At 69.7% G+C, this 14,584-nt stretch carries 14 protein-coding genes; 5 read left to right on the top strand and 9 right to left on the bottom strand.

Features of this window, described 5'->3' with window-relative positions:
* Position 1: 1 nt before the first annotated feature.
* The 3 genes from DFR41_RS16080 to DFR41_RS16070 all read left to right on the top strand — a co-directional run bounded on the left by DFR41_RS16080 (position 2) and on the right by DFR41_RS16070 (position 4,112).
* Positions 2-1,450, top strand: coding sequence for an efflux transporter outer membrane subunit (locus tag DFR41_RS16080; protein WP_017757781.1), 1,449 nt, complete (start codon positions 2-4; stop codon positions 1,448-1,450).
* A gap of 185 nt (positions 1,451-1,635) precedes the next feature.
* Complete coding sequence (dinB, locus tag DFR41_RS16075) at positions 1,636-2,829, top strand: DNA polymerase IV (RefSeq protein WP_114803602.1); 1,194 nt, start codon at positions 1,636-1,638, stop codon at positions 2,827-2,829.
* 116 nt (positions 2,830-2,945) lie between these two features.
* Positions 2,946-4,112, top strand: coding sequence for a DNA topoisomerase IB (locus DFR41_RS16070; RefSeq protein ID WP_114803452.1), 1,167 nt, complete (start codon positions 2,946-2,948; stop codon positions 4,110-4,112).
* Here DFR41_RS16070 and DFR41_RS16065 read toward each other — a convergent pair.
* From DFR41_RS16065 to yaaA, 6 genes are all read right to left on the bottom strand, one after another.
* Complete coding sequence (locus DFR41_RS16065; protein ID WP_114803451.1) at positions 4,066-4,749, bottom strand: hypothetical protein; 684 nt, start codon at positions 4,747-4,749, stop codon at positions 4,066-4,068. The genes DFR41_RS16070 and DFR41_RS16065 overlap by 47 nt on opposite strands.
* Positions 4,746-5,102 carry a response regulator gene (locus DFR41_RS16060; RefSeq protein WP_231394029.1) on the bottom strand — a complete coding sequence of 119 codons (357 nt, stop codon included), beginning with the start codon at positions 5,100-5,102 and terminating at the stop codon, positions 4,746-4,748. The genes DFR41_RS16065 and DFR41_RS16060 overlap by 4 nt, the downstream gene beginning before the upstream one ends.
* A gap of 152 nt (positions 5,103-5,254) precedes the next feature.
* Positions 5,255-6,112 carry an NADPH-dependent 7-cyano-7-deazaguanine reductase QueF gene (gene queF / locus DFR41_RS16055; RefSeq protein WP_114803449.1) on the bottom strand — a complete coding sequence of 286 codons (858 nt, stop codon included), beginning with the start codon at positions 6,110-6,112 and terminating at the stop codon, positions 5,255-5,257.
* Entirely contained in the window at positions 6,109-7,026 is a 918-nt protein-coding gene (locus tag DFR41_RS16050; RefSeq protein ID WP_114803448.1) for an alpha/beta fold hydrolase, read from the bottom strand. The genes queF and DFR41_RS16050 overlap by 4 nt, the downstream gene beginning before the upstream one ends.
* 16 nt (positions 7,027-7,042) lie before the next feature.
* Entirely contained in the window at positions 7,043-7,873 is an 831-nt protein-coding gene (locus DFR41_RS16045) for a 2OG-Fe(II) oxygenase (RefSeq protein WP_017758272.1), read from the bottom strand.
* Between the two features lie 45 nt (positions 7,874-7,918).
* Positions 7,919-8,698, bottom strand: a complete 780-nt coding sequence (gene yaaA, locus DFR41_RS16040) for a peroxide stress protein YaaA (RefSeq protein WP_114803447.1) — start codon at positions 8,696-8,698, stop codon at positions 7,919-7,921.
* 117 nt (positions 8,699-8,815) lie between these two features.
* Between yaaA and DFR41_RS16035 the strand changes: the two genes are divergently transcribed.
* Together DFR41_RS16035 and galU are read left to right on the top strand one after the other, a co-directional pair.
* Entirely contained in the window at positions 8,816-11,701 is a 2,886-nt protein-coding gene (locus DFR41_RS16035; RefSeq protein ID WP_114803446.1) for a valine--tRNA ligase, read from the top strand.
* A 66-nt stretch (positions 11,702-11,767) separates the two neighbouring features.
* Positions 11,768-12,655, top strand: coding sequence for a UTP--glucose-1-phosphate uridylyltransferase GalU (galU, locus tag DFR41_RS16030; protein ID WP_043119077.1), 888 nt, complete (start codon positions 11,768-11,770; stop codon positions 12,653-12,655).
* A 72-nt stretch (positions 12,656-12,727) separates the two neighbouring features.
* Here the strand turns inward: galU and DFR41_RS16025 are convergent, their stop codons facing one another.
* Genes DFR41_RS16025 through cysM form a run of 3 tightly spaced genes read right to left on the bottom strand, consistent with a single transcriptional unit; the run spans position 12,728 to position 14,509 of the window.
* Positions 12,728-12,964, bottom strand: a complete 237-nt coding sequence (locus DFR41_RS16025; protein WP_017758276.1) for a sulfurtransferase TusA family protein — start codon at positions 12,962-12,964, stop codon at positions 12,728-12,730.
* Positions 12,965-12,987: 23 nt separating this feature from the next.
* The gene (locus tag DFR41_RS16020) at positions 12,988-13,542 is read right to left on the bottom strand and encodes an NUDIX domain-containing protein (RefSeq protein ID WP_114803445.1); all 555 of its coding nucleotides are present in this window, start codon (positions 13,540-13,542) and stop codon (positions 12,988-12,990) included.
* Between the two features lie 58 nt (positions 13,543-13,600).
* A complete protein-coding gene (gene cysM / locus DFR41_RS16015) occupies positions 13,601-14,509 on the bottom strand; it encodes a cysteine synthase CysM (RefSeq protein WP_114803444.1) in 909 nt (302 codons plus the stop codon).
* Positions 14,510-14,584: the final 75 nt, after the last annotated feature.

Below are 14,584 nucleotides of genomic sequence, written 5' to 3'. Positions count from 1 at the left end.
GATGCGCCGCATCGCCTTCACCCTCGCCCCCGTGGCGTTGGCCGCGGCCCTGGCCGGCTGCAGCCTGATGCCAGCCTACGAGCGGCCCGCCCTGCCCGTGCAGGACGCCTACGCCGGCGACGCCGGCAAGGCCACCGAGCAGCCGGTCGCCGACCTGGGCTGGCGCGACGTGTTCCGCTCGCCGCAGCTGCAGCAGCTCATCGACATGAGCCTGGCCAACAACCGCGACCTGCGCGTCGCGGTGCTCAACATCGAGAAGGCGCGGGCCCAGTACCGGGTGCAGGACGCGGCCCGCTGGCCCACGGTGAGCGCCAACGCCAGCGGCAGCAGCAGCCGCACGCCGGCCGACCTGTCCGCAACGGGCGATGTGCTGATCGCCCACCAGTCCAGCGTGTCGGTGGGCATCAGCGCCTACGAGCTGGACCTGTTCGGCCGCGTGCGCAGCCTGAGCGCGCAGGCACTGCAGCAGTTCCTCTCGACCAGCGAGGCACGACGCGCCACGCAGGTGACGCTCGTCTCCGAAGTGGCCAGCGCCTACCTGACGCTGGCCGCCGACCAGGACCGGCTGACGCTGGCACGCCAGACCCTGGCGGACCAGAGCGAGACGCTCGCGCTGCAACAGCGCCTGCAGGACCTGGGCCAGGCCTCGGCACTGACGGTCAGCCAGGCGCGCACCAGCGTCGAGACCGCCCGCGTCGACGTCGAGAACTACACCGGACAGGTGGCGCAGGACCGCAACGCCCTGGTGCTGCTGGTCGGCGCCCCGGTGCCGGCGCAGCTGCTGCCCGACTCGCTGGCGGCCGCGGCCGACCTGAGCGAAGGCCCGCTGGCGACCATTCCGCCGGGCCTGCCCTCGCAGTTGCTGCAGCGCCGGCCCGACATCGTGGAGGCCGAGCACGACCTGAAGGCGGCCAATGCCTCCATCGGCGCCGCCCGTGCCGCTTTCTACCCGCGCATCAGCCTGACGGCCTCGGCCGGCACGGCCAGCACCGAGCTGTCGCAGCTGTTCAAGGCGGGTTCGGGCAGCTGGAGCTTCGTGCCGCAGCTGAGCCTGCCCATCTTCGATGCCGGCACCAACCGCGCCAACCTGGCGGCCGCCCAGGTGAGCCGCGACATCGCCCAGGCGCAGTACGAGAAGGCCATCCAGACCGCCTTCCGAGAGGTCTCGGATGCGCTCGCGCAGCGCAGCGCGCTGTCGCGCCAGATCGATGCCCAGAAAGCGTTGGTCGACGCCAACGCCGAGAGCTACCGCCTATCGCAGGCCCGCTTCAAGGCCGGCGTGGACAGCCACCTGACCGTGCTGAGCTCGCAGCTGTCGCTCTACGCCGCCCAGCAGAACCTCATCGGCACGGAGCTGTCGCACATGACCAACCTGGTGACCTTCTACCGCACCCTCGGCGGCGGATGGTCGGAGCGCTCCGAGCCGGTGGTGGCCCAGGCGCCGCGCTGAAGCCGCCGTCATCTGCGGCCGACGGGCCACAGGCAGGTGAAGACGGCAGCCGGGGGGGCCCGGTCCCGGCGCCACGCCGCCTTCGGACCGCGGGGTTGAGCGGCGGACGATCGGCGAAGGCGCCCCGCCTTGCGGACAATCCGAGGGTGAGTTCCACCCCCATCCGCCGCATCGCCCACCTCGACATGGACGCCTTCTTCGCCTCCGTCGAGCTGCTGCGCTATCCGCAGCTCAAGGGCCTGCCGGTGGTGGTGGGCGGCGGCCGGCGCCGGCTGGAGGAGGTCATCGGCGGCCTGCCGCCCGACACGCCGCTGGACCGCATCCCCGTCTCTGCCTTCCCGCGTCTGGCCGACTACGCGGGTCGCGGCGTGATCACCACCGCCACCTATCCGGCGCGCCAGTTCGGCATCGGCTCGGCCATGGGCATGATGAAGGCCGCCAAGCTGTGCCCGCAGGCGCTGATGCTGCCCACCGACTTCGACGAATACCGCCGCTATTCGCGCGCCTTCAAGAAGATCGTGACCGACATCGCCCCCGTGATGCAGGACCGCGGCGTGGACGAGGTCTACATCGACTTCACCGACGTGCCCGGCGGGCAGCGCGAAGGCGGGCGGGTGCTGGCGCGGCTGATCCAGAAGTCCATCTTCGACACCACGGGCCTGACCTGCTCCATCGGCGTGGCGCCCAACAAGCTGCTGGCCAAGATGGCCAGCGAGTTCGACAAGCCCAACGGCATCACCGTGCTCTACGAACACGAACTGGCCGACCGCATCTGGCCCCTGCCCGTGCGCAAGGTCAACGGCATCGGGCCCAAGGCCGAGGCCAAGATGACGCGGATGGGCCTGCACACCATCGGCGACCTGGTCAAATGCGAGCGCGCCTGGCTGGTGCAGCACTTCGGCAAAGCCTACGGCGCCTGGCTTCACGAGGTGGCCTGGGGCCGCGACGACCGTCCGGTGGAGACCGAGAGCGAGCCCGTGTCCATGAGCCGCGAGACCACCTTCGAGCGCGACCTGCATGCCGTGCGCGACCGGGCCGAGCTCGGCGCCATCTTCACCCGCCTGTGCGAGAAGGTGGCGGAGGACCTGCAGCGCAAGGGCTACGTGGGCCGCACCATCGGCGTGAAGCTGCGTTATGCCGACTTCAAGACCGCCACGCGCGACCAGTCGCTGGAGCTCTACACCGCCGATGCGAAGCTGATCCGCCGCACCGCCGGCCTGGCCCTCAAGCGCGTGCCGCTGGATCGGCCGCTGCGCCTGCTGGGCGTGCGCGTGGGCGCACTGGTGAAGGCGGGCAGCGCCGAGGCGCAGGCGCCCGTGCGCCGCGGCGCCGGCAAGCCGCCTGCGCCCGCAGGCCCGATGACCGCCTCGCTGTTCTGACGCGACCGAGCAGCAGCGGCTTCACGCCCCGGCTCGCGGGCGTACCCGGTGCACGACCGGCGTCCTACAGCCGGACGCTTCAGGCCATGGCAGCTTGCGGGCAAACAGCCCGCACCATGCTCGACGCCACCACCCCCGCCCACCATGAACCGGCTGCCGTGCCGGCGCCCACGCCCATCGGCAACGGCCTCGTCTATGTCTCCAGCGAGATGCCCGGCATCGAGCGCGTGCGCGACGGCGAGGGCTTCCGCTACCGCGACGCCGAGGGCCACTGGATCCGCGACGAGGACGAGATCGCCCGCATCCGCAAGCTGGCGATCCCGCCAGCCTATGAGCAGGTCTGGATCTGCCCGCTGGCCAACGGCCACCTGCAGGCGACGGGCCTGGATGCACGCGGGCGGCGGCAGTACCGCTACCACGCGGACTGGCGGCTGCTGAAGGACGAAGCCAAGTTCGAGCGGCTGGAGCAATTCGGTCAGGCCCTGCCCCGCATCCGCGCCCGTGTCCAGCGCGACCTGGACAAGGCGCACGGCAAGCCCTCGCGGTCGGCGGTGCTGGCCGCCATCGTGCGGCTGCTCGACACCACCTACCTGCGCGTTGGCAACGAGGAATATGCGCGGACCAACAAGTCCTTCGGCCTGACGACGCTGCGCAACCGGCACCTGCAGTCGACCCGCGGCCGGCTCACGCTGCGCTTTCGCGGCAAGAGCGGCGTGATGCACGAGGCCGAGGTGGGCGACAAGCGCGTCGCGCGCGTGGTGCGCCAGTGCCAGCAGCTGCCGGGCCAGGCCCTGTTCCAGTACCTGGACGAGGACGGCGAGCAGCGCCATGTGAGCTCGGGGGACGTCAACGACTACCTGCGCGAGGCGACCGGCGGCGAGTTCACGGCCAAGGACTTCCGCACCTGGCACGGCTCGGTGCAGGCGCTGGAGCTCACGCGGCTGGCCTGCGACCGGCAGACGGAGGAACCAACCGGCCTGCGCATCCGCGCCAAGGAGATCCTGGCCGCCGTGGCCAAGCAGCTCGGGAACACGCCGGCGGTCTGCCGCAAGGCCTACATCCACCCCGCGGTGCTGGAGCTGGGCGGCAAACTCTCGGCGGACGCCGAGGCGATGTCGAAGGTGTGGGACGGCCTCGGCACGGCGCGCACCCGGCGTGGCCTGCTGGCGGCGGAGGGACGGCTGATGGACTTCCTGCGCCGCCACCGACTGACGCTGGCGCGCGAGGCGCGTCAACTCAATCGGCTTTCAGCGACAGCACGACCTCGTCGCGCCCGATCGTGATGGTGCGGCCCAGGTCGTCGGCCAGGCTCTGCAGGCAGACGGCGTCGATGGCCAGGCTGCGTGGGGCGCGGTGCTGCATCAACTCCGCGTCCTCGCGGCCATCCGGCTTGGGCGCGACGCGCACCCGCACCAAGTGGGGCTCGTCGCCGGGTTCGATGCGCACCAGCACCGGCTCCTCGGTCTGGTCATGCAGGTGGCCCAGCGCGCCCAACAGCAGGTAGCGCAAGGCTGCACCGTCGGGCCAGCGCTCTTCGTTCTGTGCAGCGGCATCAAGGCGCTCGTCGATCTCCAGCGAGAGCCCATTGAGGTCGAAGGCTGCACGCATGAGGCCGGCGCACTGGCGCACCAGCTCGCCACGTGCCAGCCCTTCATCGGCGGTGGCCAGCTCCCAGTCGCGCAAGGCGCGCACCGAATCGACCAGCATCGCCAGCTGGTCGCTCGCCTGGTCCACCCGCTGCACGCATGCGCTGCCGTCCACCGGATCGGCCCCGGCCTGGCGCTTGAGCATCAGCAGCGTCATGCGCAGCAGCGACACCGGCCCGGCCATCTCGTGGCGGAGGGCGGGCAGCGCACGCATCAGCAGTTCGTGCCGGACGCCGGCGGCGATCCAGCTGCGGGCGCTGGGGGAGGCCTTCATGCGGACGCCGGTCGCGCCAGCAGCCGGTCGAGCGCATCGAAGTCGATCGGCTTTTGCAGGTAGTGGTCGAAATACGGCACGGCCTGGGCGCCTGCAGCGTCCCCGGCGCCGTAGCCCGAAATGGCCACCAGCAGCAGCGGCCGGTCGCCGGCATTGCTGCGCAGGTGTTGCGCCACCTCGGTGCCGGGACGGTCGGGCAGCGTGAGATCGACCAGCGCGACGTCGTAGCTGTCCTGCGAGAAGGCATCGATGGCCTCCTGCGCGGTATGCGCACAGCGGGCCTGGTGGTCCTGCAGGACGATCAGCTCCTGCAGCAGCTCGGCCGCGGAGACGTTGTCGTCGACGATGAGCACGTTCAAGCGGAATGTCCTCGCGCGTTGTGTCTGAATGGAAGGCCGCGCCGGGGTCGGCTGCCGGTGGGGCAGTATGCGCGCCGCCGTCCGTCCAGGCTGTAGGAGCATGCCGACGGCGCGTCCCGGGGCTTGATGCCGGCCGGCGCCCCGGGTCACTGCCGGGCCGTGCGGATGTTCGGCGGCAGCGCCTGCGGCCAGCTGGTCCGGAAGGGATTGATGTCCAGCCCGCCGCGGCGGGTGTAGCGGCAGTACACGGCCAGCCGCGTGGGGGCGCAGCGGCGCCAGATGTCCGTGAAGATGCGCTCGGCGCAGGGCTCGTGGAATTCGTTGTGGTTGCGAAAGCTCACGATGTAGCGCAGCAGCCCTTCCTGGTCGATGGGCGGGCCGCTGTAGCTGATCTGCACGCTGCCCCAGTCGGGCTGGCCGGTGACGCGGCAGTTGCTCTTGAGCAGGCGGCTGGTGAGCGTCTCGTTGACCGAGGGCTCGCCCGGCACGGTGCGCAGCAGCGCGGGATTCGGCGCGTAGTCGGAGCAGTCCACGTCCAGCCGGTCGAGGTCCAGCCCTTGCAGCTCCTCCACCCGCTCCGCCTCGAACTGGGCCGGCGGCAGCAGCCTGACCCCCACGCTGCCGCTGCGCTCGCTGCCGCGCCACACGGCCTCGCCCAAATCGGTGCGCAGGCGCTCGCGCACCGCCTCGGCATCGGTGAAGGTGCTGCTGTTGAAGCTGTTGAGGTAGAGCTTGAAGGACTTGCTCTCGATGATGTTGGGCGTCTCGCAGGGCACCGTGAAGTGCGCGATGGCCAGCTGGGGCTTGCCGCGTGGGTTGAGCCACGACAGCTCGAAGGCGGTCCACAGGTCGGCGCCGAAGAAGGGCAGCCGCTGCGTGTCGATGCCCATCTCCTCGCGCTGCAGGGCGCGCGGCAGGGGAAAGAGCAGCGAGGGGTCGTAGCGGTCGACGTAGGCCGAGGCCCGGCCCAGCTGCGACTGCTCGGGGGTGTTGTCCAGACTCATGCCGCCGATTGTCGGCGGGCGTCGGCGTCCTGAAGAAAGGGAAGGACATGCCCCGCCAGCTGGGCCGCGACGGCCGGCGGCCAGTCATGACCCATGCCGGGGATGCCGACGAAGCGTGCGCCCGGAATGCGGCGCGCGGTGTCGCGGCCGCATTCGATGGGCAGCAGCGGGTCGGCCTCGCCGTGCAGCACCAGCGCCGGGCAGACGATCCGCGAAAGAAGCGCGGGCCGTTCGCTGTCGGCCCAGATGGCCAGCAGCTGGCGCTGCGTGCCCGCCGGGTCGTAGTTGCGGCGCAGGGCGGTGCGCACCTGCTCGCGCAGCACGGCGTCGTCCAGCGGCCAGGCGGGGCTCTGGATCAGGCGCAGCAGGCCGACGCTGTGGTCCACCAGGGCGTCCTCGCCGGCACTGCGGCGCGGCGGCCGGCGCAGCATCGCGGCAGCCACCTCGGCCCGGGGGCCGGGCAGGTGGCGGGCCCCGCTGCTGCTCATGACGCTGGTCAGGCTGAGCACGCGATCCGGCGCCGTGGCCGCCATGCGCTGGACGATCATCCCGCCCATGGAGACGCCCAGCACATGCGCCTGGGCGATGCCCAGTGCGTCGAGCAGGCCCAGCGCATCGCCCGCCATGTCCTGCAGGCCGTAGGGCACGTCCAGCGCCAGACCCATGCGCATGCGAAGCGCCTGCCACATCAGGTTGCTGCGCGCGGCATCGTGCAGGTGGGTGGAGAGGCCCGCATCCCGGTTGTCGTGGCGCAGCACGCGGTAGCCGGCGCCGGTGAGTGCATCGACCAGCGCGGCCGGCCAGGCGATGAGCTGCATGCCCAGGCCCATGACGAGGAGCACCGGGGGGCCGGAGCCGCCGCTGTCCTGGAAGGCGATGTCGATGCCGTTGGCGCGGGCGGTGCCGGATGTCATCGCGACGCGATCCCGCTCACTTGAATTCGCCCTCTCGCAGCCACTTGGTGGCCACCCATTTCTCGCCCGCCTCCACCGGCGCGCCGCCGTGCAGCGTCTTGGTGGTGGGATGCGGCCGGTCGTAGGAGAAGAAGACGCCCGTGCCCCGCACCGGCGCCACGGCCAGGCCCACGTCCGGGAAGGTGGTGGCACCGCCGCGCTCGGGCTCCTGCAGGTACATCACCAGCGTGCCCACGCGCTGGCCGCCACGGCGCAGGATGGTGGGCGTGCCGGGCTCGCCGGGGTCGAAGTAGTCGTAGTGCGGCCGGTACTGCGCGCCGGGCGAGTAGCGCAGGATCTGCAGCCCCTCCCCCCGCTCCACCGGCCAGTTCAGCAACCGGGCGATGCGGGCCTCGATGCGGGTCACCAGCTCGCTCTCGCCGCGCTGGAAGAACATCCCGTCGCTGGTGCGGTCGGCGTTGACGGCCTCGCCGCCGGTCTTGGTCTCGACGGTGAGCGAGCGGGCCAGCCGGGCGCGGGCCGCCTCGATCAGCCCCTCGCATTCCTCGTCGCTGAGCAACTGGCCGAAGACGACCACGCGCGGCTGGGCCAGCGTCTGCATCACCTGCACCCGGCGGTCACCGGCGTCGAGGTAGAGCGGGTCACCGTCGAGCCGGGGCTCGGGCATCTCGGTGCGCCTGGGCGGCGGCTCGGCGGGTGCGCCGCGCTCCAGTTCGGCCAGCGCCATGTCGGTCGCATCGTCGCGCCAGCCGGCGGCATGCATCGACGCGCGCAGCGTGGCGACGGAATGGCCGGCAGCGAGTTGGGACTGGATCCACTGCCGGAGTTCGGGGGTGAGGGCTTGCATGCGCTGGGACTCCCTGGGCTTGGGCCGAATGCGTCAGGATACCTTTCAGCCGCGACGGAACACCAGCCGGTCCGGCTGCGAGACCTCGGGCGCGAAGGCATAGCCTTCGAGGTCGAAGGCCTCCAGCCGGCGCGGCGTGGCCGCCTTGTGCAGCACGGCCCAGCGCGCCATCAGGCCGCGGGCGCGCTTGGCATAGAAGCTCACGATCTTGTAGTCGTCGCCTTTGCGCTCCTGGAACACGCATTCGACCACGCGGGCCTTGAGCGCCTTCCGGTCCACGGCCTTGAAGTATTCCTGCGAGGCCAGGTTGACCACCACCGGCGTACGGTCCGCGGCCAGGCGCTCGTTGAGCCACAGCGAGATGCGATCGCCCCAGAAGGCATACAGGTCCTTGCCCTTCGGGTTAGCCAGGGCTGTGCCCATCTCCAGGCGATAGGGCTGCAGCCGGTCCAGCGGACGCAGCACGCCGTAGAGGCCGCTGAGGATCACCACATGGTCCTGCGCCCAGCCCAGCTGCGAGGCGCTCAGGCTGCGCGCGTCCAGCCCACCGTAGACGTCGCCGTCGAAGGCCAGCGCGGCCTGGCGGGCATTCTTCGCCGTTCCCTTGGGCGCCCAGGCCTCGTAGCGGGCGGCGTTGAGGGCGGCCAGCTTGTCCGACAGGTGCATCAGCTCGGCCACCTGCAGCGGCGACTTCTGGCGCAGCAGGCCGATCAGCTCGGCGGCGGGGCCGCGGGCGCCCTCGAACACGGGCTGGGTGGCGGGCAGGTCTTCGGGGACGGGCGCTTCGTAATCGAGCGACTTGGCGGGCGAGAGCAGGAAGAGCATCGGGGAATTATGGAAGACCCGGAGACTGGGGGAGCGCCCCGTAAAATTGCCCGCTTCCCGTCTTCGAACCTCCACGGCATGCCAGCGCCCGCCAGCGTGCCCTGACTCCATCCGCCCATGAGCGACACCCCCCTGCAACCCGGCCTCCAGAGCCTCGCCAAGTCCTTCGAACCTGCCGCCATCGAGGCCCACTGGGGCCCCGAGTGGGAGCGCCGCGGCTATGCGAAGGCGGGCTTCCGCGGCACGCAGGCGCCCCAGGCCGGCGCGCCCTCCTTCGCCATCCAGCTGCCGCCGCCCAACGTGACCGGCACGCTGCACATGGGCCATGCCTTCAACCAGACGATCATGGACAGCCTGACGCGCTACCACCGCATGGCGGGCGCGAACACGCTGTGGGTGCCGGGCACCGACCATGCCGGCATCGCCACGCAGATCGTGGTGGAGCGCCAGCTGCAGGGCCAGGGCACCAGCCGCCACGACCTGGGCCGCAAGAACTTCGTCGCCCGCGTGTGGGAGTGGAAGGAACAGTCCGGCAACACCATCACCCAGCAGATGCGCCGCATGGGCGACACGGTGGACTGGAGCCGCGAGTACTTCACCATGGACGACAAGCTCTCCACGGTGGTGACCGACACCTTCGTGCGCCTGTACGAGCAGGGCCTGATCTACCGCGGCAAGCGGCTCGTGAACTGGGACCCGGTGCTGATGTCCGCCGTCTCCGACCTGGAGGTGGAGAGCGAGGAGGAAGAAGGCGCGCTGTGGCACATCGCCTACCCGCTCGAAGACGGCAGCGGCAGCCTGACGGTGGCCACCACCCGGCCCGAGACCATGCTGGGCGACGTGGCCGTGATGGTCCACCCGGAGGACGAGCGCTACACCGCCCTGATCGGCAAGCAGGTGCGCCTGCCGCTGGTGGACCGGCTGATCCCCATCATTGTCGACGACTACGTGGACCGCGAGTTCGGCACCGGCGTGGTCAAGGTCACGCCCGCGCACGACCACAACGACTATGCGGTTGGCCAGCGCCATGGCCTGGCCATCATCGGCGTGCTGACGCTGGACGCGAAGATCAACGACAACGCACCCGAGGCCTACCGCGGCCTGGACCGCTTCGCTGCCCGCAAGAAGATCGTGGCCGACCTGGAGGCCGCCGGAGCGCTGGTCGAGACCAAGAAGCACAGGCTGATGGTGCCGCGCTGCGCCCGCACCGGCCAGGTGGTCGAACCCATGCTGACCGACCAATGGTTCGTGGCGATGACCAAGGTCAGTGAGCAGGATCCCACCGGCAAGAGCATTGCGCAGAAGGCCATCGACGCCGTGCAGTCGGGCCAGGTGCGCTTCGTGCCCGAGAACTGGGTCAACACCTACAACCAGTGGATGAACAACATCCAGGACTGGTGCATCAGCCGCCAGCTCTGGTGGGGCCACCAGATCCCCGCCTGGTACGACGAGGATGGCCGCGTCTACGTAGCCCGCAACGAGGAGGAGGCGCAGAAGCAGGCGCCCGGCAAGGCCCTCATGCGCGACCCGGACGTTCTGGACACCTGGTATTCGTCAGCGCTGGTGCCGTTCTCGTCGCTCGGCTGGCCCGAAGCACTTGAAGACGGCAACGCCCTCAAGGACTACGACCTCTACCTGCCCTCCACCGTGCTGGTGACCGGCTACGACATCATCTTCTTCTGGGTCGCCCGGATGATCATGATGACCACGCACTTCACCGGCCGCGTGCCCTTCAAGCATGTCTACATCCACGGCCTGGTGCGCGACGCGCAGGGCAAGAAGATGAGCAAGTCCGAAGGCAACGTGCTCGACCCGGTGGACCTGATCGACGGCATCGCGCTGGAACCGCTGCTGGACAAGCGCACCCAGGGCCTGCGCAAGCCCGAGACCGCGCCGCAGGTGCGCAAGAACACGCAAAAGGAGTTCCCCGAGGGCATCCCGGCCTACGGTGCCGACGCGCTGCGCTTCACCTTCGCGGCGCTGGCCTCGCTGGGCCGCAGCATCAACTTCGACAGCAAGCGCTGCGAGGGTTACCGCAACTTCTGCAACAAGCTGTGGAACGCCACCCGCTTCGTGCTGATGAACTGCGAGGGCCAGGACTGCGGGCTGATGGACCACACCAAGGCCGACTGCGCCCCGGGTGGCAAGGCCCATGGCTACATGCGCTTCAGCCAGGCCGACCGCTGGATCGCCTCGCGCCTGCAGCGCGTGGAGCAGGAAGTGGCCCAGGGCTTCGCCGAGTACCGCCTGGACAACGTGGCCAACGCCATCTACCAGTTCGCCTGGGACGAGTTCTGCGACTGGTACCTGGAGATCGCCAAGGTGCAGATCCAGACCGGCAACGAGGCCGAGCAGCGCGCCACCCGCCGCACGCTGATCCGCACGCTGGAGACGCTGCTGCGCCTGGCGCATCCGATCATTCCCTTCATCACCGAGGAGCTGTGGCAGAAGGTGGCGCCCGTCGCCGGCCGCGAAGGCGCGTCGATCATGGTCGCCGCCTACCCCGTCGCCCAACCCGAGAAGATCGACGAGGCCGCCGAGGCCCACGTGGCCAAGCTCAAGGCGCTGGTCGCCTCCTGCCGCACGCTGCGTGGCGAGATGAACGTCTCGCCCGCCCAGCGCCTGCCGCTGTACGTGGTGGGCGATGCCGACTTCGTGCGCAAGGCCGCGCCGGTGCTCCAGGCCCTGGCCAAGTTGAGCGAGGTCAAGGTTTTTGACGATGAAGCCGCCTGGACCGCCGCGGCGCAGGCCGCGCCGGTGGCCGTCGTCGGCGAGGCGCGGCTGGCGCTGCACGTCGAGATCGACGTGGCCGCCGAGCGCGTGCGCCTGGGCAAGGAAGTCGCCCGCATCCAGGGCGAGATGGCCAAGGCCCAGGGCAAGCTGGGCAACGAGGCCTTCGTGGCCAAGGCGCCGCCGGCGGTCATCGCCCAGGAAAAGCAGAGATTGGCCGACTTTGGCGCCGCGCTGACACGTTTGCAGGAACAACTCGTGCGACTTGGCTGACAGCGCAGTCAAATGCGTGCAGTAGCATTGACCGATTCACGAATTTCAACTCTCCTGCACACACGCATGCCCACTTCCAGACGCATCCGCAAGGCCGTTTTCCCAGTGGCCGGCTTCGGCACCCGGTTCCTGCCTGCCACCAAGGCGCAGCCCAAGGAAATGCTGCCCGTGGTGGACAAGCCCCTGATCCAGTACGCCGTGGAAGAGGCTTATGCCGCGGGCATCCGCGACATGATCTTCGTGACCGGCCGCAACAAGCGGGCCATCGAGGACCACTACGACACGGCCTACGAGCTGGAAAGCCAGCTCGAAGCCAGCGGCAAGAACGCCCTGCTGCGCATCGCCCGCTCGGTGGCGCCCGAGGACATGACCTGCTCCTACGTGCGCCAGCCGCGCATGCTGGGCCTGGGCCATGCGGTGCTGTGCGCCGAGCATCTGGTGGGCGACGAGCCCTTCGCCGTGCTGCTGGCGGACGACCTGATGGTCGGCCCCGACGGTGGCGAGGGCGTGCTGTCGCAGATGGTGCGCACGTACAACAACCTCGGCGGCTCGGTGCTGGCCGTGCAGGAAGTGCCGCTCGATCAGGTGAAGCGCTACGGCATCGTGGCCGGCGACGCGATGGGCGACGGCCTCACGCAGGTGCGCGCCATGGTCGAGAAGCCCTCGCCCGAGAACGCACCGTCGCGCCTGGGCGTGGCCGGCCGCTATGTGCTAACCCCGGGCGTGTTCGAGGAGATCCGTCGCCAGCCCAAGGGCGCCGGCGGCGAGATCCAGCTGACCGACGGCATCGCCTCGCTGATGAAGAAGGAAAGCGTCTACGCCTATTCGTACAAGGGCGTGCGCTACGACTGCGGCAGCAAGGAAGGCTTCCTGCAGGCCACCGTCGAACTGGCGCTGGCGCACCCTGAGGTGGGCGGCTTCTTCAAGGACTACCTCAAGAGCCTGCCGCTCTGAGCGGTCTCATCCGCTGGTGAAGAACGAAAGGGGCCTCGCGGCCCCTTTCTGCTTCTGGCGGCCTGCGCCGGCTCAGCGGCGCCGCAGCACGTGGATGAACTCCGCGCCGACGGTCTCCTGCGACACCAGCCCGTGGCCGGTCTGGCGCGCGAAGGCCTGGAAGTCGCGGATGGAGCCCGGATCGGTGGCCACGACCTTGAGCAACTGGCCGCTGGCCATGTCGTTCAAGGCCTTCTTGGCCTTGAGGATGGGCAGCGGGCAGTTCAGCCCGCGGGTGTCGATTTCCTTGTCGATGGCGATGTCGGTCATGGGTCTTTGTTGCGCGGCGCGGTTCAGGTGGACAGCCCGCGGCGGCGCTCTTCGTTCTCTTCGGCGGTGAAGAACACCGGCTCGTGCCCCCGCGTGCGCAGCCAGTCGGCCAGCGCATAGCCGGTGCCGGCGGGCCAGCACTTGAGGTCGGCCAGGTCGTACAGGCGCCAGTCCACCAGCTCGGGCGAGAGCTTCACCTCGCCCTCGGCCACCACGTGGTAGGCAATGATGACCTGGTTCATGCGCTGGAAGTCGTAGGCGCCCACGATGCCGCAGCTGATCACGTCGAGGTTGGTCTCTTCCTTGACCTCGCGGGCGATGCCTTCGGTGGGCGTTTCGCCGGCCTCCATGAAGCCGGTGATCAGCGCAAACATCTTCGGTGGCCAGGCCGCATTGCGCGCCAGCAGCACCTGCCCGTTGTATTCGACGATGGCGGCCAGCACCGGCGTCGGGTTGTTCCAGTGCGTGTGGCCACAGGCCGGGCAGCGCAGGCGGGCCTTGGGGCCGCCGTCTTCCATCATCTCGATCCATTCGAGCGGCGTGGCACAGGCCTGGCAGAACTTGGGCAGGTTGTTCAAGGACGGGGTCTCCGATGTCGTCGTTGTGGTGGTTGTGGGTTCGACGCAGAGGCGGCACTCAGGCCGGAAACACGCCGGTGGAAAGATAGCGGTCGCCGCGGTCGCAGACGATGAAGACGATGGTCGCGTTCTCCACCGTGCGGGCGATCTCCAGCGCCACCCACAGCGCTCCGGCGGCCGAGATGCCACCGAAGATGCCTTCTTCGCGCGCCAGCCGGCGGGCCATCTCCTCCGCGCTTTCCTGGCTGACGTTGACCACCTGGTCCACGCGCGTGGGGTCGAAGATCTTGGGCAGGTATTCCTGCGGCCACTTGCGGATGCCCGGGATGCGGGAACCCTCCGCCGGCTGGGCGCCGACGATCTGGATCGCCGGGTTCTTCTCCTTGAGGAAGCGCGACACGCCGGTGATGGTGCCGGTGGTGCCCATGGCGCTCACGAAGTGGGTGATGCGCCCGCCCGTCTGCTCCCACAGCTCGGGGCCGGTGGTCTCGTAGTGGATGCGCGGGTTGTCGGCATTGGCGAACTGGTCCAGCACGCGGCCCTTGCCCTGCGCCACCATCTGCTCGGCAAGGTCGCGGGCGTATTCCATGCCGCCGCTCTTGGGCGTGAGCACCAGTTCGGCGCCATAGGCCTTCATGGTCTGGGCGCGCTCGATGGAAAGGTCCTCCGGCATGATCAGCACCATGCGGTAGCCCTTGATGGCGGCGGCCATGGCCAGCGCGATGCCCGTGTTGCCCGAGGTGGCCTCGATCAGCGTGTCGCCGGGCTTGATCTCGCCGCGCTCCTCGGCGCGCCGGATCATCGACAGGGCCGGCCGGTCCTTGACCGAGCCGGCCGGGTTGTTGCCTTCGAGCTTGCCCAGCACCACGTTGCCGCGGGCGGCATTGGCAGCGGCCTCGATGCGTTGCAGGGCCACCAGCGGCGTCTTGCCGACCGCGTCTTCGATCGTCGGATAGGAATGGGTCATGGTTCTTGCGTAAAAGCCCGCGGCACCGAAGCGGTGTGCTGAGGCACTGTGCCATAATTTTGGGCTGTCTCGACG

Source organism: Pseudacidovorax intermedius (genome assembly GCF_003350475.1).
In the GTDB taxonomy this organism is placed as follows: Bacteria; Pseudomonadota; Gammaproteobacteria; order Burkholderiales; family Burkholderiaceae_C; genus Xenophilus; species Xenophilus intermedius.
Note: the sequence above shows the minus strand (reverse complement) of the source record. Positions and strands in the feature narration are given on the sequence as shown.